This window comes from Pseudarthrobacter sp. alpha12b, assembly GCF_054130495.1.
Genome location: NZ_CP196746.1, coordinates 244228 through 265685, shown reverse-complemented (window position 1 = coordinate 265685; position 21458 = coordinate 244228). Strand labels below are relative to the sequence as shown.

The following is a 21458-nucleotide window of genomic DNA, read 5'->3' as shown; positions in this document are numbered from 1 at the left end:
CGGCAGGTTCGGCGCTCAGAGGACGTCCGTGTCGCCGCTGGCCTTGAGTGCGTCGACGGCAGCCTTGACGCGCTGGGAATTGGCCATGGTGGTCACCAGCAAGGCGTCCGGCGTGTCCACGATGACAACGTCCTGGATGCCGATCAGGGCGATCACGCGCTTGGTGTCGGTGACCACAACACCGCTTGAGTTCTCGGTGAACACGCGGGCACCTTCGCCGAGGACAGTGACATCATCCACTTCCTTGGCGCTGTTGAGGCGGCCCACAGAAGCGAAGTCGCCAACGTCGTCCCAGCGGAAGGTTCCGGGCACGACGGCGACGTCCCCGGCTTCGGCGGCGGGCTCGGCCACTGCGTAGTCGATGGCAATCTTGGGCAGGGTGGGCCAGATGCGGGCCGTGACCTCGTCACGCTGGGGGGTGTCCCACGCGCGTGCGATTTCCTGCAGGCCCTGGAACAGTTCAGGCTGGTTGGCCTCAAGGTGCTTGAGCATCAGTGACACGGGCGCCACGAACATGCCGGCGTTCCACACGTAGTCGCCGCTGTCCACGTACTGCTGGGCCACAACCTCGTCCGGCTTTTCGACGAACTCCACAACGTCGTGGGCACTGGGAGCCCCTTCGATGTGCAGCGCCTTGCCGGAGCGGATGTAGCCGAAACCGGTGGAGGGGTGGGTGGGCTTGATGCCGATGGTCACGATCTTGCCGGCGGCGGCAGTGTAGATGGCTTCGCGGACGGCCTGCTGGAACAGATCGTCCGGGCTGATGACCTGGTCCGCGGCGAAGGAACCCATGATGGTGTCAGGATCGCGCTCATGCAGGATCGCCGCCGCAAGACCGATTGCCGCACCGGAGTCCTTTGGCTCTGACTCAAGGACAAGGTCCGAATCCTGAAGCTCGGGCAACTGCCGGCACACCGCCTCGCGGTGCGCCTTGCCGGTGACTACCAGCATCCGGCTGTCCGCAAGCGGGTGCAGGCGGTCGTAGGTGGCGCGCAGCAAGGTGCTGCCCGATCCCGTGAGATCGTGAAGGAACTTGGGAGCTGCTGCACGTGACAGGGGCCAGAGGCGGGTCCCCACGCCGCCTGCCGGAATCACCGCAATGAAGCGGTCAAGGGGTGAAGCCGGGCTTGTCACTTTGTCTGTACTCATCACGGCTACTTTAGCGGAACGGCCGCAACCGCTCCTTTGGCGGCGCATCAGACCTGCGTTTCACGGCGCCGTCCCGCCCAAAAGTCCGCAATGATGTGGCGTTCGTCTCATTTAGCCTGAAAATCCGCTCCAGTACTGGGCACCAAGAAACTCCTAAATTGAATAAGCTGTTAGCGAAGCCTAGATTTAGGCCTGAGCTACGAGTGCTCTCGCAGCAGGCGTTCCCCCCGCATGGATCTCATGCCAGCGCCGCTGTGTTGCAGGGAGGTTTATCAGTGCCGACAAAACCAGCTGGCACCTTGTACCGCGGCCGTGAAGGCATGTGGTCCTGGGTAGGACACCGGATTACCGGTGTAGTGATCTTTTTCTTCTTGTTGGTCCACGTCCTGGACACCTCCTTGGTGCGTGTGTCACCGGAGGCCTACACCGCTGTGATCGGCGCCTACAAGAATCCCCTGATGGCGCTGGGTGAGACCGGCCTTGTTGCCGCCATCGTTTTCCACGCCTTCAACGGCCTGCGGATCATTGCGGTCGACTTCTGGAAGAAGGGCGCCAAGTACCAGCGGCAAATGCTGTGGGCAGTCCTGGCACTGTGGGTCGTGACCATGGTCGCCTTCTCCATCCGCCACCTGTCCCTCGCCCTCGGAGGTCACTAAGCCATGACTGCAACGATCGAGAGCCCCCGCAGCGGGCGGATCGCTCCCCAGTACCGCCGCAGCAGCGGCTCGCGGGGCAACTTCGAGATGATCGCCTGGCTGTTCATGCGCCTCTCCGGCGTGGTGCTGGTGGTCCTCATCTTCGGCCACCTGTTCGTGAACCTCATGGTCGGCGAAGGCATCCACGCCATTGACTTCGGCTTCGTGGCCGGCAAGTGGGCAGATCCGTTCTGGCAGTTCTGGGACCTGGCCATGCTCTGGCTGGCGATGCTGCACGGCAGCAACGGCGTGCGGACCATCATCAACGACTACGCCGAGAAGACCTCCACCCGCCGCTGGCTGAAGACGGTCCTCTACGCGGCCGCCGTCGTCATCATCCTGCTGGGCACGCTGGTCATCTTCACCTTCAACCCGTGCCCCGTAGTGAACGGCGTTGCCCTTCCGGGCGGTTTCTGCCCTGCCTAGCACTGGCACATCCCCGGGCCCGCGGGCTTATCCGCGGGCCCTGTTTTGCGGAGCAGGCAAAGCCGCCCCGTTGTTTTATAGCGAATTTTGAGAGAAAGAGCGTCTGGTATGCAGGTCCATAAGTACGACGTCGTCATCGTCGGTGCCGGTGGCGCTGGCATGCGCGCCGCGATCGAGTCCGGTCAGCGCGCGCGCACAGCAGTACTGACCAAGCTCTACCCCACCCGCTCGCACACGGGTGCGGCACAGGGTGGCATGTGTGCAGCCCTTGCCAATGTCGAGGAAGACAACTGGGAATGGCACACGTTCGACACCGTCAAGGGCGGCGACTACCTGGTTGACCAGGACGCCGCCGAGGTCATGGCCAAGGAAGCCATCGACGCCGTGCTGGACCTGGAAAAGATGGGCCTGCCCTTCAACCGCACGCCCGAGGGCCGCATCGACCAGCGCCGGTTCGGCGGCCACACCCGCGACCACGGCAAGGCTCCGGTCCGCCGCGCATGCTACGCCGCGGACCGTACCGGCCACATGATCCTGCAGACCCTGTACCAAAACTGCGTCAAGCACAACGTTGAGTTCTACAACGAGTACTACGTCCTGGACCTGCTGACGGTTGAAGAGGACGCTGTCCGCGAAGACGGCACTCCCTACAAGCAGAAGCGCGTGGCCGGCGTCGTCTCCTATGACCTCGCCTCCGGTGAGCTGCACGTGTTCCAGGCCAAGTCCGTGGTGTTCGCCTCCGGTGGCGCCGGCAAGGTCTTCAAGACCACTTCGAACGCCCACACCCTGACCGGTGACGGCATGGGCATCGCCTTCCGCCGTGGCATCCCCCTGGAGGACATGGAGTTCTTCCAGTTCCACCCCACCGGTCTTGCCGGCCTGGGCATCCTGCTGTCCGAGGCCGCCCGCGGTGAAGGTGCAATCCTCCGCAACTCCGAGGGCGAACGCTTCATGGAGCGCTACGCCCCCACCATCAAGGACCTGGCGCCGCGTGACATCGTGGCCCGCTCCATGGCCAACGAGGTCCGCGAGGGCCGTGGCTGCGGCCCGAACAAGGACTACGTCCTCCTGGACCTGACCCACCTTGAGCCGGCGCACATCGACGCCAAACTCCCGGACATCACCGAGTTCGCCCGCACGTACCTGGGCGTGGAACCGTACACCGAGCCGGTGCCGGTGTTCCCCACCGCGCACTACGCCATGGGTGGCATCCCCACGAACATCCAGACCGAGGTGCTGCAGGACAATGACACCGTGATCCCCGGCCTCTACGCCGCGGGTGAAGTCGCCTGCGTATCCGTCCACGGCTCCAACCGCCTGGGCACCAACTCACTGCTGGACATCAACGTGTTCGGCAAGCGCGCCGGCATCGCCGCCGCGGAGTACGCAAAGACCGCACAGTACGTGGAACTGCCGGAGAACCCGCTGGGCTACACCACCGAACTGCTGGACATTGCCCGCAACGGCACCGGCGAGGAGAAGGTGGCCCAGATCCGCAAGGAACTGCAGGACACCATGGACGCCAACATGCAGGTGTTCCGTACTGCAGACACCCTGAACCAGGTGCTGCGCGACATCGCCTCCTTCGAGGAGCGGTACAAGCGCATCAACGTCCAGGACAAGGGCAAGCGCTTCAACCTGGACCTGCTCGAGGCCGTTGAGCTCGGCTTCCTGCTGGAACTGGCCAAGGTGATGACCGTGGCCGCCCTGCACCGCGAGGAATCCCGCGGCGGACACTTCCGCGAGGACTTCCCCGAGCGTGACGACGAGAAATTCATGAAGCACTCCATGGCGTACAAGGATGACCATGCGCCGGCTGACGGATCGGCGGAATCAATCGCCGGGATCCGCCTCGCCACCAAGCCGGTTGTCTTTACCCGCTACGAGCCGATGGTGAGGAAGTACTAAGATGACCGCTGAAATCGCTGAGCCAGCCTCAAAGGTTGAACTTCCTGCCGGCGTTGGCGGGGGCGGGGAAATCCCCACGTTCGACGTCCACCTGCGGGCCCGCCGGTACAACCCGGAAGTTTCCGGGGAGGCTACCTGGGATGACTTCCACCTGACCATGTACGGCACGGACCGTGTCCTGGACGCCCTGCACAAGGTGAAATGGGAGATGGACGGCACCCTGTCGTTCCGCCGCTCCTGCGCCCACGGCGTGTGCGGCTCGGATGCCATGCGCATCAACGGCCGCAACCGCCTTGCCTGCAAGACCCTGTTGAAGGACCTGGACACGTCCAAGCCCATCACGGTGGAGCCCATCAAGGGCCTGCCGGTGGAAAAGGACCTGATCGTGGACATGGAACCCTTCTTCCAGTCGTACCGCGAGGTCATGCCCTTCCTGATCAACAAGGGCCATGAGCCCACCCGGGAACGCCTGCAGTCCGCAGAGGACCGTGAGCGCTTTGACGACACCACCAAGTGCATCCTGTGCGCCGCGTGCACGTCCTCCTGCCCCGTGTTCTGGACGGACGGGCAGTACTTCGGCCCCGCCGCAATCGTGAACGCACACCGCTTCATCTTCGACTCCCGTGATGATGCCGGCGACATGCGCCTGGAGATCCTCAACGACAAGGAAGGCGTGTGGCGCTGCCGCACCACCTTCAACTGCACCGAGGCCTGCCCCCGCGGCATCCAGGTCACGCAGGCCATCGCGGAGGTCAAGCAGGCCATCCTGGCCCGCAAGATCTAGGCAACAACTCCAGAACATAACGGCCGACGGCGTCACTCACCACACGTGGTGAAGGGCGCCGTCGGCCGTTTCAGCAAAACATCCGGATGCTCTCCGCCCGCAGAAAGGCTCCCCCTTGTCCCGCACCGAAAAAGTGTCCTTTGTTGGTTCCACCGGTGAAATGCTCTCCGGCATCATTGATGTTCCCGAGGGACCCATCAAGGGCTGGGGAGTCTTCTCGCACGGCTTCACGCTCGGCAAGGACAGCCCCTCCGCAGCCAGGATGTGCAAGGCGCTGGCGGACAGTGGCATCGGCATGCTGCGCTTCGACAACCTGGGGCTGGGCGGCTCCGCCGGGGAATGGTCTGCCGGATCCTTCAGCCACAAGGTGGCCGACACCGTGAAGGCGGCAGAGTTCATGCGCAGCGAAGGCAAGGAGATCTCGCTGCTGGTGGGCCATTCGTTCGGCGGAGCGGCGGTCCTCGCGGCCGCCCGGGAGATTCCGGACCTGGACGCCGTTGCCACCGTGGGAGCGCCCTTCTCCCCCAAGCACGTGGCCCACGTGTTCGATGCCGCACTGGACCGGATCCTGAGCGAGGGCAGCGCTGAGGTGGACCTGGGCGGCAAAAGGGTTGAGATCCGCCGGCACTTCGTGGAGGACCTGGAGAACGCAGACCTGACTGACTGCATCAGGCAGTTGCACAAGCCGCTGATGGTGCTGCACTCCCCCACCGACAACACGGTGGGGATTGAGAATGCAAGCACCATCTTCCAGACGGCCCGGCACCCACGGAACTTCGTCTCGCTTGAGGGAAGCGACCACCTCCTGACCGGCAAGGGCCAGGCCGCCCGTGCAGCGCGGATTATCGCTGCCTGGGCCGACCAGTATCTGGATGCAGCCCCCGCCTGACCCGGCCGCTCCCACCCTCCCGGACCGGGTGGCAGTAAGCCTATTTGCCGATCGCAGCCTTGCTCTCGCTGATCCACTGTTCGGCAGCCTTCTCCGGCGTGAGCCGCTTGAACAGGACGTCCGTGTTGATGCGGGCGGTAATCTCCGAAACGGCGGTGGAACCGGTAGGGCCGATGTACGTGGGGGCGAAGTCCATCTTGCCGATCTGGTTGATGTACTCCGCTTCCACCTTGCCCTGCGGCGTCAGCAGGTCCTGGATTGCGGCACGCATGTCGGCGTTGCCGGGGATGCCCCTGTCGCTCTGGATGATCTTGGCGGCGGCCTGGTTGTTGACCAGGAAGTTCACCAGCTTCGCCGCAGCGTCGGTGTGCTTGCTCCGTGCTGAAATGGTGTAGAACTGCGAGGACTGGAGCCAGATTCCCGGGGTGGGCTTTTCGCCGGGCAGCTTGAAGAGCTTGAGGTCTGCCCCGGAGGCCTTGCTGAGGGCGGTCAGCGAGTTGCTCCAGGTGAGCATCATCCCCGCTTTGCCCATGCCCATGAGGGTCTGCTCAGTGCTGACGTTGAGTTTTTCCACCGTCTCGGACGCACTGGGAGCGGCACCGGACTCACTGAGCTTGAGCGAGTAGTCGAAGTAGTCCTGAACCGTTTCCTTTCCCAGTCCCAATTGCCCGTCCTGGGTGTAGAGCGATTCCCCCCGCTGGCGGGCGAAGGCATCCAGCGAATCGTGGGTGAGGACGGTTGCCGTCCCGTAGGTCCCACGGGGGCTCTTGGCCGTGACATCGGCCGCGATCCTGGCAAAGTCATCCCAGCTCCACGTGCTGTCATCCGGAAGGGGAACGCCCGCCGCTGAGAAGACGGCGGGATTCACGACGATCGCCAGCGCATTGGCCCCTGTGGAGACGCCGTACTGCTTGCCCTTGACCTGGCCGTTTTCCCGCGCCCCCTGGTCCAGTTTGGACAGGTCAAGGGAGCCCTCCACCTTTGACAAGTCCAGCAACGCCCCGCGGTTTGCGTACTCCGCTGGGTAGGCGCCGCCCATGGTGATGACGTCAGGGGCGTCGTTGGCCGCCATCTGCGTGGCGAGCTTGTCGAAGTAGCCTCCAATGTCGCCGTATTCCGGTTTGACCTTGATGTTGGGGTTGGCTGCCTCGAATTCCGCGATCGCCTTGTTGGTCAGGTCAGCGCGGCCAGCGTTTCCCCACCAGGAAAAGCGGATTTCCACTGGCCCGTCCCCCGCCTTGTCCGCGGAGGGGCTTGAGCAGCCGGCACTCACGGCCAGCACGGCTGCTGCTGACAGGATGGCGATGGATTTACGAATTCGGGGCATACCGTGGCGCGTCATTGGGCAGGCTTCTTCCTTGATCGGAAAGGGGCTAGAAAACGTTTTCGTGAAACGTATCAACACGATTCGTGGACCGTCAATAGGCGTCGGCTCTCCCTGTGCGATTCAGTCTTCGTCGAAAAATTTCGGTGGGCATTGCGCCTTGCAACTCCTTGACACTGCCCCGCAAACCACCAAGGATGGATCGCGGGAAACCGATTTCTCATCCTCTCCTGGCCAGTTGTCCCCAGGGGAGGGGGCGACGGCGTGCCCCGGAGAACCCGGGGCAGCAGCCACACAACAACCGTACGGAGGCCTTGCACTTTGCACAGCCACACCACTGCAGGGGCGGGAAGGCACGGGAGGGATTCCCCGGAGTCCGCCGGAGTTCCGGCACAAGCTCCAGCCCGCATCGACAGGAAAGCCTTGGTGCGGCGCCACAATATCGGCCACCGGCGGCTGGATCCGCGCAGTCCCCTTTCCGTGGGCAACGGCGAGTTCGCCTTCACCATGGACATCACCGGCCTCCAAACGCTGCCCGCGGATTACCCGGTGGGTGCGCGCGAATCCCTGCCGCCGGGAACCCTGCTCGGTACCCAGTCCACCTGGGGCTGGCACTCCATGCCTGGCGGCGAAGGCTACAGCCTGGCGGCCTCCACCGTCCTCTACGGTTCGCCCCGCGGACCGGTCCCGTACGTGGACATGGTGGGAGACATCGTGAACGACCGCGAAACCGGGACCTCCGCGGCTGAGACATGGCTGCGGGCCAACCCACACCGCCTGGACCTGGGCCGGATCGGCTTCGCACTGGTGCAGGACGGAACCAGCCGGACCATCAGCAGCGGGGAACTCTCGGACACCCGGCAAACACTCGACCTGTGGACCGGCATTGTCACCAGCACCTTCACTATTGCCGGTCACCCGGCCGCTGTTACCACTTCCTGTCATCCGGACCGCGACGAACTGGGCGTGCGGGTCGAGTCAGCTGCGCTCAGGGACGGGCTGATAATCAGCGTCGACTTCCCGTACGGGTCAGAGGCGTGGCACAACGCGGCAAGATGGGACAGGGCCGCGGCCCACAAAACCGTCCTCGGCAAACCCGGCCCCGCAGGGCTTCACGCTGGCGCCACCAGCTGGATCGTGGACCGCGAACTGGACAACTCCCGGTACCAGGTGGTGGTCACCGGGAAGGGCCTGAGCGTGGAACAGGCCGGCACGCACCACCTGCGGATACGTCCCGGCAAGGATGCAGAACCGGACATCCTGGACCTGTCCATCGCGTTTGTATCAGCGGGCGACGGCGACTGTATTCCGCGGGGCGGCGGCCTTCCCCGGGTGGCAGGCAAGGGGGACGCACGCACCGCGCCGCCCGCCGCCGTCGTGCATGGCCCGGGGGAACCGCCGTTGCCCGGCAGCAGCGTCGCGGCCGGGTCAGCGGCGCATTGGCCCGGGTTCTGGGCGTCCGGAGGTGCCGTTGAGCTGGCCGCCACGGCGGACCCCCGGGCGGTGGAATTGGAACGGCGGATCGTGCTGTCCCAGTACCTCACGGCCGTTAACTGCTCCGGATCCCTGCCGCCCCAGGAAACCGGGCTGGTCTGCAATTCCTGGCGTGGCCGCTTCCACCTCGAGATGCACTGGTGGCACGCTGCCCACTTTGCGCACTGGAACCGGGTGGAGCTCCTCCTGCCGTCCCTGCGCTGGTACGCCACCGTGCTGGAGAGCTCACGGCAGACGGCCCGGGCGCAGGGGTTCGACGGCGTCCGCTGGCCAAAGCAGGTGGGTCCGGACGGCAGGGAGAGCCCCAGCCCGATCGGTACATTCCTGATTTGGCAGCAACCGCATCCCATCCATTTGGCGGAACTGGTGTACCGGGCCAGCCCCGGCCGGGAGGTCCTGGAAGAGTTCGCGGAGATCGTCTTCGAGTCGGCGGACTTCATGGCCAGCTTCGCCCACCCCACATCACGCGGTTTTGAGCTGGGGCCGCCCCTCATTCCCGCGCAGGAAAGCTACGGTTCGCAGCGCGGCACCGTCACGAACCCCACGTTTGAGCTTGCGTACTGGCAGTGGGGCCTCCGCACGGCTGCCGCTTGGCGGGAGCGGCTGGGCCTGGAACCCGTTCAATCCTGGCTTGCGGTGGCCACCGGCCTGGTGCCCCCGCGCGTGATCAACGGGGTATACGCAGCCATGGACGTGGAACCTTTCACCATCAGGACGGACCACCCCTCCATGCTGTGCGCGCTCGGCGTCCTTCCCCTGACGGACCTGATCGACGAAGGCATCATGCGGGCCACCCTTGACGATGTCCTGGCGGACTGGGACTGGGACAGCACGTGGGGCTGGGACTATCCGGTGATGGCCATGACGGCCGCCCGCCTGGGCCATCCTGAAGCTGCAGTGGACGCGCTCCTGCTGGAGGCGGGAAAGAATACGGTGCTGCCCAACGGACACAACCGCCAGACCGACTCACTACCGCTGTACTTGCCCGGGAACGGCGGCCTGCTTGCCGCCGTCGCCCTGATGGCAGCCGGTTGGGACAACGGCCCGGACAGGCACGCCCCCGGCTTTCCGGCCGGCTGGACGGTGGCGTGGGAGGGGCTGGTGCGGGCGCCATAGCAGCCGGGCAGGGCCGGCTCCAGGCCGGCATCACCCAGGATTGCAGGTCAGGTCTGGGGCGTTGCCCGCCGGGCGCCGAGGATGGTCTTCCGGGGAGCTCCGCCGGACTCCAGGTCAGCCTCGCGAACGGCCGACCATCCCGCCGAAACAAGATAGACCTGGCTGACCAGGTTGAACCAGATGAGCAGGCCGATGATGATGGCAAACGGCGCCAGGATGGGGTTGCGGCTTGCACCGCCCAGCAGTTCGGTGCTGAAGATCTGCAGGACGGTGGTGCCCACTGCGGCCAGGACGGTGCCTTCGAGCAGCGCCCGGCGGGAGAGTTTCAGCCCGGCAGCCAGGCGGTACATGATCAGCGCCGTGACCCAGTTCAGGACCAGCGGCACCACGATTTTGACCGACGTGGTCAGGGGGCCAGCCAGGGTCTCGCTGAGGTGCAGGAAGTCCGCCACCCATCCGGCCAATGTGCCAAACACCAGCGAGGCACCCGCGCTGAGCACCAGGGCCACGCCCAGCAGCAGGAGGGTTCCGGCGTCGCGCAGATTCATCAGGATGGGATTGACCACCAACGGAGGCAGCTGCAGGACGCCGCGGAGGCCGTCCCTGATGCCGTTGATCCAGCCCAACGAGGTGATGACGGTGACCACGGCGGCAATCACCGCGGTCCAGCCGAGGCCGTCCGGGTTCAGGAGGTCTTTCGGGTCCACCAGTCCTTCCCCGTTACCTACCTTGAGGAGCCCCGGGGCACTTTGCGCAACCGTGGCAATAATGGTGTCAAGCAGGGCCGGCTGGCTCCTGAGGACAAGCCCGGCAACCGAGAAGCCGGTGGTCAGGAGGCCGGTGATGGAGAAGAACATCCGGAACCCAATGCCGGCGCTCAGCAGGGGACCGTGCTGGAGGTTGTAGTGCTGGAACGCCCGCATTGGACGCAGGGTGTTGAGCTTGGCCTGCAGCCATTGGATCGTAGCCATCAGAGCCGGCAGCAACCCGCCCCCGGATCTCCTGGCTTTGCCCCATTCCATCCTCTTCTGGATGACCGCCAGCTTCAGTTGGGCGTGCTCAGTGGGCAGCGGCTGCTGGCTACCCTGCGTCGGTTGTGGTGTCCGCGGCAGCGTCCGTGAAGCTGGTGCCGGCGTGGATGTCAGTTTCGGTCCCAAAGTCCAGCTCTTCCCGTAGCTGCCAGATGCCGTCGGCATCATGCTCATAGAGTCCCATGCTAACCACGGGGAAGGTGGCCCTGTAGTTTTTCAGCACCGTTTCGGCCTCATCCAGGCTTTCCGGGGCGACATCGTGGGCGATGGTGACGTGGGGATGATAGGCAAAGGGCAGTTCGCGGTGGAGGGGACCCTGCTGGAGCTTGCGGTGCAGGTCCACGCAGTCATCGAACCCGTCCTCCACGTTGATGAAGACCACCGGCGAAACGGGCCGGAAGGTTCCGGTCCCGGCGATGGTGACCTTGAAGGGGCTCTGGCACCGGGCCACGTCACGGACATGCCGGCGGGTTGCTTCCCAGTCCCGTGTGGGGGTGGTGGTGACCAGCGTGATGTGGGCCGGAACCACGCCGGCCAGCGGGTCGCCAAAGGACGCGCGCCAGCGCTGCAGTTCGTCGGCTATCTCGGTTGGAAACCCCAGGATGACGCCCACGCTGATTTCTTCGCTGCGGACCGCGTCATGATCCGCCGCCGCATTGTGGCCCGACTGGTCTTCGAAGCGGTCGGCCAGGGTCTGCTCCACCTGGCCTGCGGAGCAGGCACCTCCCCTGGCGGTGACGTTTCTCGAAGACATGGCGCTAGCGGACTCCTGCGAGGCTCAGGGACGGCAGAAAGCCCATGCGCTGGTACACCTGGCCAAGCGTGACCGAGGCGATCTCCCGGGCCCGTTCCGCACCGAGGGCCAGCAGCCGGTCAAGTTCGGCGGGATCGGCCATCAGTTCGTTGGTCCGGTTGCGGAGCGGGGTGATGAAGTCCACCACTACCTCGGCGAGATCCACTTTGAGGTGGCCGTACATCTTGCCCTGGTACTCGGTTTCGAGCTCCGCCACCGACTTGCCGGTAAGGGAAGAGTAGATGGTCAGCAGGTTGGAGACCCCAGGCTTCTCCTCGGCGTCGAAGCGGATGTCCGTGCCGGCATCGGTCACCGCCGATTTGATGCGCTTGGCGGCGATCTTGGGATCCTCCAGCAGCTGGATGGCACCGTTGGGGGACTCCCCGGTCTTGGACATCTTGGCGCTGGGATTCTGGAGGTCGTAGATCTTGGCGCTTTCCTTGACGATCGTGGCCTCGGGAACCGTGAACGTGTGGCCAAACCGGGTGTTGAAACGCTGCGCGAGGTTCCGGGTCAGTTCCAGGTGCTGCCGCTGGTCCTCGCCCACAGGCACCAGATCGCTTTGGTATAGGAGGATATCCGCGGCCATCAGCGTGGGGTAGGCGAAAAGGCCCAGCGTGGCGGCGTCTGCGCCGGACTTCTGGGTCTTGTCCTTGAACTGCGTCATCCGGGAGGCCTCACCGAAGCCGGTGATGCAGTTCAGCGCCCAGGCGAGCTGCGCGTGCTCCGGGACATGGGACTGGACAAAGAAGATGCTCTTGTCCGGGTCGATGCCGGCGGCAATGTACTGGGCCGCCACGATCCGGGTGCGCTTGGCCAGTTCCGCGGGATCGAAGTCCACGGTGATGGCGTGCAGGTCCGGGATGAAGAACACGGCGTCGTACTCGGCCTGCATGTCCACCCAGTTGCGGACGGCGCCGATGTAGTTGCCCAGGTGCAGGGAGTCGGCGGTGGGCTTGGCACCGGAGAGGATGCGCTTTTTGGTGGCCGGGGAAGTCTGGCTTGTCATGGGGAGGAAACCTTCGGGGCTTAGAGCTGGTAGTCCACTACGAGCGGGGCGTGATCGGAGAAGCGGGTGTCCCACGTGGCTGCCCGGTCCACGACCGCCGAGATGGCGGACGCAGCGAGTTCGGGGGTGGCCAGGTGGTAGTCGATGCGCCAACCGGTGTCGTTGTCAAACGCCTTGCCGCGCCAGGACCACCAGGTGTACGGTCCGTCGACGTCGCCGGAGAGGTTGCGGTGGACGTCGTGCCAGCCGATCTCCTCACCGAAGAACCGGTCGAAGTAGGCCCGTTCTTCCGGCAGGTGGCCCGCTTTCTTGACGTTGCCTTTGGAGTTCCTGATGTCGCGGGGGGTGTGGGCAACGTTGAGGTCCCCCACCACCAGGGCGTGGTCGCTGTGCTTGGTCAGTTCCGGTAGCCGGGTGCTCATGACATCCAGGAAGCGGAACTTGTCGTCCTGCTTGGGAGTCCCCACTTCACCGGAGTGCACGTAGGCGCTGGCCACGGTGAGCTGGACGGGGTTTCCGGCGGCGTCGGGCACGCGGAAATCGGCTTCAACCCACCGGCCGGCAGTGGCGAAGTAGTCATCCCCGATGCCGTTCCTGGTTTCCAGGGGCTCGTGGCGGGAGGCAATGGCGACGCCGGCGCGGCCCTTGGCTTCCGCCTCGGCGTGCAGGATGTGCCAGCCCTCCCCCAGCAGTTGCCGGACAATCGCGTCAGGGGCGCGGACTTCCTGCAGGCAGAGGATGTCCACTTCACGCGGCTCCAGCCACGCCGCCATGCCGTTTTTGTAGGCAGCCCGGAGGCCGTTTACGTTGACGGATGCGATGCGAAGGTGGTCCTTGTTCAATGCCGAGCTCACCCGCTCCACTCTAGTCGATGATGGTTCCGGTCACCGGTTCTCCGCTGCCGCCGGAGGACTTGATCATGTCGCGGGCGTTGGTGGCTGTGATCCCGATGGTCTCGAGGGCGCGGTTGATGGTGTCCTGGTTGGCAGCGGTGCCCTTGGCCCGTTCCTCCTCCACCACACGGACCTGCACCTGGACGATTTTGAAGGAGTGGTCCAGTTTCAGGTCGCGCACCTCGTCCGCTTCGGTACGTTCGTAAACCACCCGGGTCCCGCCGTGGTCGGCGGATGCCTGCGCCGGCGCGCGGCCGGTCGCGGTGTGGAAGGCGCTCTGGGCCTCGGACAGCTTGGCACCGGCCTTCTTGGCGGCCCGCTGGATGCTGAAGACCACGAACGCAGCCAGCGCAAGCCAGAAGGCGGCGATGATGGCAACAACCCAGCCCACGACGTCGTTCTGGTTGGCGGCAAAGATGACCGCCACAATGAACGCCGTCACCAGGACCATCAGGCCCGGCCCGCTGATCCGGAACATCGAAAAACCGGCCCTGGCGGGTTTGGAGGATGACGAGGAGCTGCCCAAAGTTCGCATGCAGTTATTGTCTCAAACGGCAGACTGTGCTTCCGCCGCCTTCCACCGCCGGCGAACACGGGGCATGCACTTGCAGTCCCCTCATTAAACGGCCGACGGCGGCACGGTGCCTTCCGTGCGAAAGGTGCCGCGCCGCCGTCGTGCGCTTGCTGCGGGGCTAGTGTGCGCTGGCTGCTGCCCGTTCCGCGGCCTCGACCACGTTGGTCATCAGCAGCGCCACTGTCATGGGGCCCACACCGCCGGGGTTCGGCGAAATCCAGCCGGCAACCTCGGCAGCGGCGGGATCGATGTCGCCGTAAACGCGGCTCTTGCCCGTCTCCGGATCGGTCTCGCGGGTGACGCCGACGTCCAGCAAGGCAGCGCCCGGCTTCACGTCCGCGGCCTTGACGATGTGCTTCACGCCCGCCGCACCCACGATGACGTCCGCCTGCCGCAGCAGCTCCGAGAGGTTTTTGGTGCCGGTGTGCGTCAGGGTCACGGTGGCGTTGACGTCCCGCCGGGTCAGCAGCAGTCCGATCGAGCGGCCGATTGTGACGCCGCGTCCCACTACCACAACGTGCTTGCCCGCGAGGCTGTACCCGTTGCGCTCCAGGAGCTCGATAACGCCACGGGGCGTGCACGGCAGCGGCGTGGTGATCTTGTTGTTGACGTTCAGGACCAGCCGGCCAAGGTTGGTCGGGTGCAGGCCGTCGGCATCCTTGGCGGGGTCGATGCGCTCCAGGATGGCGTCCGTGTCCAGGTGCTTTGGCAGTGGCAACTGCACGATGTAGCCGTGGCAGGCCGGGTCCGCATTGAGTTCGTCAATGAGGGCTTCCACCTGCTCCTGGGTGGCGTCAGCCGGGAGCTCGCGCTGGATGGAGTTCATCCCGATCTGCACGGACTGCTTGTGCTTCATGGAGACGTACAGCTGCGAGGCAGGGTCGGCGCCCACCAGTACGGTGGCGATGCCGGGAGTGACGCCCTTGGCCTTGAGTGCGGCCACGCGTTCGGTCAGCTCGGCCTTGATGGCGGCGGCGGTGGCCTTGCCGTCAAGGATCTGTGCGGTGGTGGTTTCAGTCATGGGTTACCACTGCTCGTGCTGGGGGTAGAGCGGGAAGTCGGCTGCCAGCTTGTCCACGCGTGCCTGCAGAGCCTCGACGTCGGTGCTGTTGCCTGCCTTGAGGGCGGTGGCGATGATCTCGGCGACCTCGGTGAACTCGGCAGCACCGAAGCCACGGGTGGCCAGCGCCGGGGTGCCGATGCGCAGGCCTGAGGTGACCATCGGCGGGCGGGGGTCGAAAGGCACGGCGTTGCGGTTGACGGTGATGCCCACGGAGTGCAGGAGGTCCTCGGCCTGCTGGCCGTCCAGCTGCGAGTTGCGCAGGTCGACGAGCACCAGGTGCACGTCGGTGCCGCCCGTGAGGACGGAGACGCCGGCTTCGGCGACGTCGGCCTGGTTCAGGCGGTCGGCGATGATTTTGGCGCCTTCCAGGACGCGCTCCTGGCGCTCCTTGAATTCCTGGGTGCCGGCGATCTTGAAGGCAACGGCCTTGGCGGCGATGACGTGCATGAGCGGGCCGCCCTGCTGGCCCGGGAAGACGCTGGAGTTGAGCTTCTTGGCCCACTGTTCCTTGGCAAGGATCACACCCGAGCGGGGACCGGCAAGGGTCTTGTGCACGGTGGAGGTGACGACGTCGGAGTGCGGCACCGGGCTGGGGTGCAGTCCTGCTGCCACCAGGCCGGCGAAGTGTGCCATGTCGGTCCAGAGCAGCGCGCCCACTTCATCGGCGATGGAGCGGAAGGCGGCGAAGTCCAGGTGGCGCGGGTAGGCGGACCAGCCGGCGATGATCACCTGGGGCTTTTCGGCGATGGCCTGCTCGCGGAGCTTGTCCATGTCGATCCGGAAGTTGTCTTCCTCCACCTGGTAGGCAGCGACGTTGTACAGCTTGCCGGAGAAGTTCAGCTTCATGCCGTGGGTCAGGTGGCCGCCGTGGGCCAGGGACAGGCCCAGGATCTTGTCGCCGGGGGTGATCATGGCGGCGAGGGCGGCCGCGTTGGCCTGCGCGCCGGAGTGCGGCTGGACGTTGGCAAACTCGGCGCCGAACAGTGCCTTGACCCGGTCGATTGCCAGCTGTTCCGCAACATCTACGTATTCGCAGCCGCCGTAGTAGCGGCGGCCCGGGTAGCCCTCGGCGTACTTGTTGGTGAGGACGGAGCCCTGGGCTTCCATCACGGCGCGGGGCGCGAAGTTCTCGGAAGCAATCATTTCCAGGGTGCCGCGCTGGCGGCCAAGCTCCTGCTCAAGGACTGCGGCGATTTCGGGGTCAAGCTCAGCCAGCGGCTGGTTGCTGACGGCTGTGGTTGAGGTGGCTGTAGTAGTCACGAAGAACTCCTGGCTAGGGATACGGGCACTGCTTAGGTCAGGCTACCGGCTGGCGCGCTTTCGCACCGCGTTGATGACAGGGCGTGAAAGCTCGGCATGGCGCTGCTGTGCTGACGCGGGGGCAGCCCCAATTCCGGCAAAACATGACCCTCGGCCCAGGCGTACGATCCGTGGTCTTCGTGATTGCCGCTCCCTGGTGGTTAGCCACCCAACGCCAGTTGCGACCCTCCCAGCCTACCAAAACCGGCACCCGCAGCGCGGGTAGGCTATTACGCGTGAATCAAGAGCAGCTGAACCAAGCGTACGTTGTAACCCTGTCCTGCCCGGACCGTCCCGGAATCGTCCACGCCGTGGCTGGAGCTTTGCTGGTGGCAGGGTGCAACATCATGGACTCGCAGCAGTACGGCAGCCCTTCAACCGGCAACTTCTTCATGCGCGTGGAGGTGACCACGGCGGCCCCCAAGTCCGAGCTGCGCGCCGCGCTGGAGCCCGTGGCGGAAGCGTTCTCCATGCAGTGGAACCTCAACACCGTCGGCGACAAGGTCCGCACCCTGGTGATGGCCAGCACCTCGGCCCACTGCCTTAACGACCTGCTCTTCCAGCAGCGCTCCGGCACGCTTCCCATCGACATCCCCGCCATCGTCTCCAACCACCAGGACCTGGCCGGGCTCGCCGAGTTCTACGGCATCCCGTTCCACTACATCCCCGTGACCAGGGACACCAAGGTCCAGGCTGAGGACAAGCTGCGCGCGCTCATCGCCGAGCACGACATCGAGCTGACTGTGCTGGCCCGCTACATGCAGATCCTCTCGGACGAACTGTGCACCGAGCTCACCGGCAAGGCCATCAACATCCACCATTCGTTCCTGCCGTCCTTCAAGGGCGCCAAGCCGTACCACCAGGCGCATGCCCGCGGCGTGAAGCTCATCGGGGCCACGGCACACTACGTCACCGCCGCCCTGGACGAGGGTCCGATCATCGAGCAGGAAGTCATCCGCGTGGACCACGCCCGCACCCCCGAGCAGTTCGTGCAGATGGGCCGCGACGTGGAGGGCCGCACACTGGTCCAGGCCGTCCAGTGGCACGCCGAACACCGGGTGCTGCTGGACGGCAACCGCACGGTGGTCTTCAACTAACTAGCAGCAGTTGGGTACAGGGGTGGCTTAGGGTGAACCCATGGCTCCTCTTTACCCTTTCGCCGGCAAATCCCCGGCCGTCCATGACTCAACATTCGTGGCCCCGTCGGCCTCGATCATCGGCCAGGCAACCCTGGGCCCGGACTCCAGCGCCTTCTACGGCGTCTCGGTCCGGGCCGACACCGCGGCCATCACCGTGGGGGCCGGCAGCAACCTGCAGGACAACGTGGTGCTGCACGCCGACCCCGGCTTCCCCTGCACGGTGGGCCAGCGGGTGAGCGTGGGGCACGCCGCCGTCGTGCATGGCTGCACCGTGGAGGACGACTGCCTGATCGGCATGGGCGCCACGGTCCTGAACGGTGCGGTGATCGGCGCCGGCTCGCTCGTTGCTGCCGGCGCCGTCGTACTCGAAGGAACCGTGGTTCCGCCCCGGTCACTGGTGGCGGGCGTGCCCGCCAAGGTGCGCCGGGAGCTCACCGAAGAGGAGTTCGACGGCGTCCGCGCCAACGCGGCGCGCTACGTGGAACTCGCGGCGAAGCACCGCGACATGCATTCCCCCAGTTAGTCCAGGCTGATTGGGCCGAACTCGTCGAGCAGGTCCCCCGGGCCCGGGTTGCCCGGCGCGGATCCGCCGCCCAGGTGGTTCACCACGCCCCACACCGCGTTCAGCCCGGTGGTAACGGCGCCTTCTGCCCAGCCGGCGGTGAAGGAGACGTCGTCGCCGGCCAGGAAGATGCCGCGCTGGGATTCCGGCAGTTTGTCCTGCTTGAAGTGCGTAAACAGCCGCTGCTGGTAGCGGTAGTGGCCGGGCAGGTTGGCCTTGAAGGCGCCCATGAAGTTGGGGTCCGCCTCCCAGGACACGGTGATGGGCTGGCCCACGATATGCCCGGCGATGTCCACCCCTGGATAGATCTGCTCGAGCGAGTGCAGCATCAGCTCCACGCGTTCGTCCGCGTCCAGGGCCAGCCATTTCAGGGCGTCGTCATTCCAGGTGTAGGAGAGCAGGATGACGGCGGGCTGGTCCGGGCCGTTGTCCAGCAGGTAGGTGGCCCTGTTCAGGCGGTCCGTGAGGGTCATGGACAGGACCTCGTTGCCGGTGGTGGGGTCGATGTCCTTCCAGAACGGCCGGTCCACCATCACGAAGGTCTTGGAGGACTGCATGTAGTGCGAGCGCTCCATCGCTGTCCACAGCTCGGCAGGGAACAGAGCCTCCTCCGTGTGGATGCGGGTGGACAGCAGCCACGACTGGCAGGTGGTCACCACCGCGGGGTAACTGGCCTCCCGGCCCCAGCGTTCACGGATCCGCAGGTTGCCGTCCGGGTCCCGGCTGATCCTTCCCACGGCGCCGCGGGGTGAACCGGAGTGCAGCGAGGCCAGGGACGTACCGGCTGGCCAGTGCACCATGTCCGACGGCGCGTGCTGCCACAGTGCCTCGGGCAGCCGTTGGGCTCCCCCGCGGATGAGCCGGTGCTGGTCGTCCGCGTCGGTGTAGACCACGCGGAGGATTTCGAGGATGGAGTTGGGGAAGTCCGTGTCCCAGCCGCCGGTGCCGAACCCCACCTGGCCGAACGCCTCCCGGTGGGCAAACCCAGCCTTCTTAAAGGAGTCGCTGGCGGCGATGAAGCCATAGAAGGTCTGTTCGTCCATGAGCGGGAGCAGTTCGTTCCACAGGCCTTTGATCCGGGCCATGTCCCGTGCCTTGATGGCATCCTGCATTTCCACGAACTTGGCGCCGTCATTGACCGCGGCTTTCCAGGCGTCGGCCACCTCCCGGAAGAACGGCGGCAGGTCGCCCGGCTTTTCCGCGTAGTGCTTTTTACCGGCCAGCTCGATCACCGTGCTGGAGGTGGCCTCGGCGAGGGGGTTGGGGAAGTCCTGGCTCTCCAGGCCCAGCAGGTCCACGTAGTGGTAGAAGGCCTTGCCGGAAACCGGGAACCGCATCCCCCCAAGGTCCGCCACCACGCCGGGTGCTGCCGGGAAGGCGGCCGTGCGGAGCCGCCCGCCGATCTGGTCCGCCTCGTAAACCACGGGCCGGAGCCCGAGCTTCATCAGTTCATAGGCGGTCACCAGCCCGGAAAGCCCGGCCCCGATCACGGCAACTTCCGTGCCGTACAGCTCCGGCGGGACCGAGCCCAGGCCGTCCGGGTGGGCAAGGTAGTGGTCGTAGCTGAACGGGAAATCGGGGTTCAGCATGGTGATGGGCGCTGGCTGCCCGCCGGCGCGCCGCCCGGCCGCATCCGCCGGCGGCGTGGAGGTGCTGGAGGGGTCGGAGGCAGGCAGTTCGGTGGCGATGGTCATGATTGTTCTGCTTTCACAGGTTCCTGGCCGGGGGCCTTGGCGGTCAGTTCACGGTAGTCGAGCTCGCTGAGGGCCGCTACCTTGGAGTTCCGGCGTCCATAGCCGAAGTAGATGGCGATGCCCACGAGCATCCAGGCGCCGAATACAACCCAGGTATCGGTACCAAGGTTGGCCATCAGGTAGGCGCACATGAGCGTGCCCAGCACGGGGGTGATGGGGTACAGGGGCACCCGGAAGCTTCGCTTCAGGTCCGGGCGGTTGCGGCGCAGGTAGATGACGGCCACGTTGACCAGCGCGAACGCGAACAGGGTTCCGATGCTGGTGGCATCTGCCAGGGCGCCGAGCGGGACCAGGCCAGCGGTAAGGGCGACGACGGTGCCCACAATGAGGGTTCCGGCGGCAGGGGTGGCGGTGCGCCGGGAAACGCGCCCGAAGACCTTGGGCACGAGTCCGTCCCGGGACATCGACATCAGGATGCGGGTCTGGCCGTAGAGGACGGTGAGCACGATGCTGGCAATGGCAAGGACAGCGCCGACGGAGAAGACCAGCGCGATCCACGGCTGGTGCGTGGTTTCCTCCAGAATTTGGACCAGGGCCGCCTCCGTGCCGTCGAACCAGCCCCAGGGGCGGGCGCCGATGGCAGCCACGGCTACGAGGACGTAGATGCCGGTGACGATCACCATGGAGAGCAGGATGGCGCGGGGAAGGTCGCGTTTGGGATTCCTGGCTTCCTCGCCGGCCGTGGAGGCGGCGTCGAATCCGATGTAGGAGAAGAACACCCTGGAGGCGGCGGCGGATACGCCCGCGGCCCCCATAGGCATGAGCGGTTCGAAGTTTCCTGCATTGAAGGCGGTAAAGGCAACGGCACAGAAAAAGAGCAGGATGCCTACCTTGACGATGACGATTGCGGTGTTGATCCGGGCGCTCTCACGCGCTCCGCGGACCAGCAGGATCATGGCCAGGGCCACGATGGCCACCGCAGGGATGTTCACCAGTCCCCCGTCACCGGGAGGCTGGGCCATTGCCTCGGGCAGCACCTGCCCAAACGCAGCCAGTGTTTCGTTGACGTACTGGCCGGCCCCCACGGCCACGGCGGCCACGGAGACCGCATATTCCAGGACAAGGCACCAGCCGCAGATCCATGCCATGCCCTCGCCCAGAGTGGCGTAGGAGTAGGAGTAGCTTGAACCCGCCACCGGGACCAGGCCCGCCATTTCGGCGTAGGACACTGCGGAGAGCAGGGCGGCCAGGCCGGCGATGACGAACGAGATCCAGATGGCAGGCCCGGCCAGCGGAACCGATTCGCCGAGGATCACCAGGATGCCCGTCCCCAGGGTGGCCCCCACGCTGATCATGGTCAGGTGGAGGACGCCGAAGCTGCGCACCAGCCCGGCGCCTCCCCCGCCGCTTCCGGCCTCACTGGCCAGCTGGCCGATGGGTTTACGGCGCAGCAGCTGCGCCCGGAGGCCGGGCCGTCCGACGCCTGGCGCAATGGGTTTTTCGGTGGTCACAGGCACAGTCACCGTTGACGTCCCTTCAGAGTAGTTGTCGGTTTCCCCTCACCAAGGTTGGCATGTGAGCCAACTCTCAACCCGGTGCAAAATGACTTATAGTGA

At 65.6% G+C, this 21458-nt stretch carries 19 protein-coding genes and 1 riboswitch; of the genes, 8 read left to right on the top strand and 11 right to left on the bottom strand.

Annotated features, from left to right (window positions below):
* Positions 1-15: 15 nt before the first annotated feature.
* A complete protein-coding gene (locus ACTAQI_RS01195) occupies positions 16-1149 on the bottom strand; it encodes a mannose-1-phosphate guanylyltransferase (RefSeq protein WP_457948981.1) in 1134 nt (377 codons plus the stop codon).
* Between the two features lie 275 nt (positions 1150-1424).
* Between ACTAQI_RS01195 and sdhC the strand changes: the two genes are divergently transcribed.
* From sdhC to ACTAQI_RS01170, 5 genes are all read left to right on the top strand, one after another.
* Positions 1425-1805 carry a succinate dehydrogenase, cytochrome b556 subunit gene (sdhC, locus tag ACTAQI_RS01190; RefSeq protein ID WP_081620212.1) on the top strand — a complete coding sequence of 127 codons (381 nt, stop codon included), beginning with the start codon at positions 1425-1427 and terminating at the stop codon, positions 1803-1805.
* 3 nt (positions 1806-1808) lie between these two features.
* Entirely contained in the window at positions 1809-2270 is a 462-nt protein-coding gene (locus ACTAQI_RS01185; protein WP_457948980.1) for a succinate dehydrogenase hydrophobic membrane anchor subunit, read from the top strand.
* A 108-nt stretch (positions 2271-2378) separates the two neighbouring features.
* Entirely contained in the window at positions 2379-4178 is a 1800-nt protein-coding gene (gene sdhA / locus ACTAQI_RS01180) for a succinate dehydrogenase flavoprotein subunit (protein ID WP_457948978.1), read from the top strand.
* 1 nt (position 4179) lies between these two features.
* Positions 4180-4962 carry a succinate dehydrogenase iron-sulfur subunit gene (locus ACTAQI_RS01175; RefSeq protein WP_457948977.1) on the top strand — a complete coding sequence of 261 codons (783 nt, stop codon included), beginning with the start codon at positions 4180-4182 and terminating at the stop codon, positions 4960-4962.
* 115 nt (positions 4963-5077) lie between these two features.
* Positions 5078-5851: an alpha/beta hydrolase family protein gene (locus ACTAQI_RS01170; RefSeq protein ID WP_457948976.1), complete on the top strand. Its 774-nt coding sequence runs from the start codon at positions 5078-5080 to the stop codon at positions 5849-5851.
* A 40-nt stretch (positions 5852-5891) separates the two neighbouring features.
* Here the strand turns inward: ACTAQI_RS01170 and ACTAQI_RS01165 are convergent, their stop codons facing one another.
* Positions 5892-7193 (bottom strand): ABC transporter substrate-binding protein, encoded by a 1302-nt coding sequence (locus ACTAQI_RS01165; RefSeq protein WP_457948974.1) that lies wholly within the window; start codon positions 7191-7193, stop codon positions 5892-5894.
* A 489-nt stretch (positions 7194-7682) separates the two neighbouring features.
* On the opposite strand from ACTAQI_RS01165, the gene ACTAQI_RS01160 reads away from it, so the two are divergent.
* Positions 7683-9785, top strand: a complete 2103-nt coding sequence (locus ACTAQI_RS01160) for a hypothetical protein (protein ID WP_457950959.1) — start codon at positions 7683-7685, stop codon at positions 9783-9785.
* A gap of 47 nt (positions 9786-9832) precedes the next feature.
* Here ACTAQI_RS01160 and ACTAQI_RS01155 read toward each other — a convergent pair whose 3' ends face one another.
* The 7 genes from ACTAQI_RS01155 to glyA all read right to left on the bottom strand — a co-directional run bounded on the left by ACTAQI_RS01155 (position 9833) and on the right by glyA (position 16408).
* Entirely contained in the window at positions 9833-10756 is a 924-nt protein-coding gene (locus ACTAQI_RS01155) for a YihY/virulence factor BrkB family protein (RefSeq protein WP_457948972.1), read from the bottom strand.
* A 109-nt stretch (positions 10757-10865) separates the two neighbouring features.
* On the bottom strand, positions 10866-11570 hold the full coding sequence (locus ACTAQI_RS01150) for a 2'-5' RNA ligase family protein (RefSeq protein ID WP_457948971.1): 705 nt from the start codon (positions 11568-11570) through the stop codon (positions 10866-10868).
* Between the two features lie 4 nt (positions 11571-11574).
* The gene (trpS, locus tag ACTAQI_RS01145; protein ID WP_457948969.1) at positions 11575-12618 is read right to left on the bottom strand and encodes a tryptophan--tRNA ligase; all 1044 of its coding nucleotides are present in this window, start codon (positions 12616-12618) and stop codon (positions 11575-11577) included.
* 20 nt (positions 12619-12638) lie between these two features.
* The gene (locus tag ACTAQI_RS01140) at positions 12639-13472 is read right to left on the bottom strand and encodes an exodeoxyribonuclease III (protein WP_457948967.1); all 834 of its coding nucleotides are present in this window, start codon (positions 13470-13472) and stop codon (positions 12639-12641) included.
* Between the two features lie 10 nt (positions 13473-13482).
* Entirely contained in the window at positions 13483-14046 is a 564-nt protein-coding gene (locus ACTAQI_RS01135) for a hypothetical protein (protein WP_457948965.1), read from the bottom strand.
* Positions 14047-14203: 157 nt separating this feature from the next.
* Complete coding sequence (locus tag ACTAQI_RS01130) at positions 14204-15106, bottom strand: bifunctional methylenetetrahydrofolate dehydrogenase/methenyltetrahydrofolate cyclohydrolase (protein ID WP_457948964.1); 903 nt, start codon at positions 15104-15106, stop codon at positions 14204-14206.
* 3 nt (positions 15107-15109) lie between these two features.
* Positions 15110-16408 carry a serine hydroxymethyltransferase gene (gene glyA, locus ACTAQI_RS01125; RefSeq protein WP_457948962.1) on the bottom strand — a complete coding sequence of 433 codons (1299 nt, stop codon included), beginning with the start codon at positions 16406-16408 and terminating at the stop codon, positions 15110-15112.
* A 146-nt stretch (positions 16409-16554) separates the two neighbouring features.
* Positions 16555-16640: riboswitch (ZMP/ZTP riboswitch) on the bottom strand.
* Positions 16641-16683: 43 nt separating this feature from the next.
* Here glyA and purU point away from each other — a divergent pair.
* Together purU and ACTAQI_RS01115 are read left to right on the top strand one after the other, a co-directional pair.
* Positions 16684-17544, top strand: coding sequence for a formyltetrahydrofolate deformylase (gene purU / locus ACTAQI_RS01120; protein ID WP_457948960.1), 861 nt, complete (start codon positions 16684-16686; stop codon positions 17542-17544).
* Positions 17545-17584: 40 nt separating this feature from the next.
* Positions 17585-18109 carry a gamma carbonic anhydrase family protein gene (locus ACTAQI_RS01115; RefSeq protein WP_457948959.1) on the top strand — a complete coding sequence of 175 codons (525 nt, stop codon included), beginning with the start codon at positions 17585-17587 and terminating at the stop codon, positions 18107-18109.
* Here ACTAQI_RS01115 and ACTAQI_RS01110 read toward each other — a convergent pair.
* Both ACTAQI_RS01110 and ACTAQI_RS01105 read right to left on the bottom strand, forming a co-directional pair.
* Complete coding sequence (locus tag ACTAQI_RS01110; RefSeq protein ID WP_457948958.1) at positions 18106-19842, bottom strand: FAD-dependent oxidoreductase; 1737 nt, start codon at positions 19840-19842, stop codon at positions 18106-18108. The two genes, ACTAQI_RS01115 and ACTAQI_RS01110, sit on opposite strands and share 4 nt — an antisense overlap.
* Positions 19839-21365 (bottom strand): amino acid permease, encoded by a 1527-nt coding sequence (locus ACTAQI_RS01105; protein WP_457948957.1) that lies wholly within the window; start codon positions 21363-21365, stop codon positions 19839-19841. Before ACTAQI_RS01105 ends, ACTAQI_RS01110 begins: the two co-directional genes overlap by 4 nt.
* Positions 21366-21458: the final 93 nt, after the last annotated feature.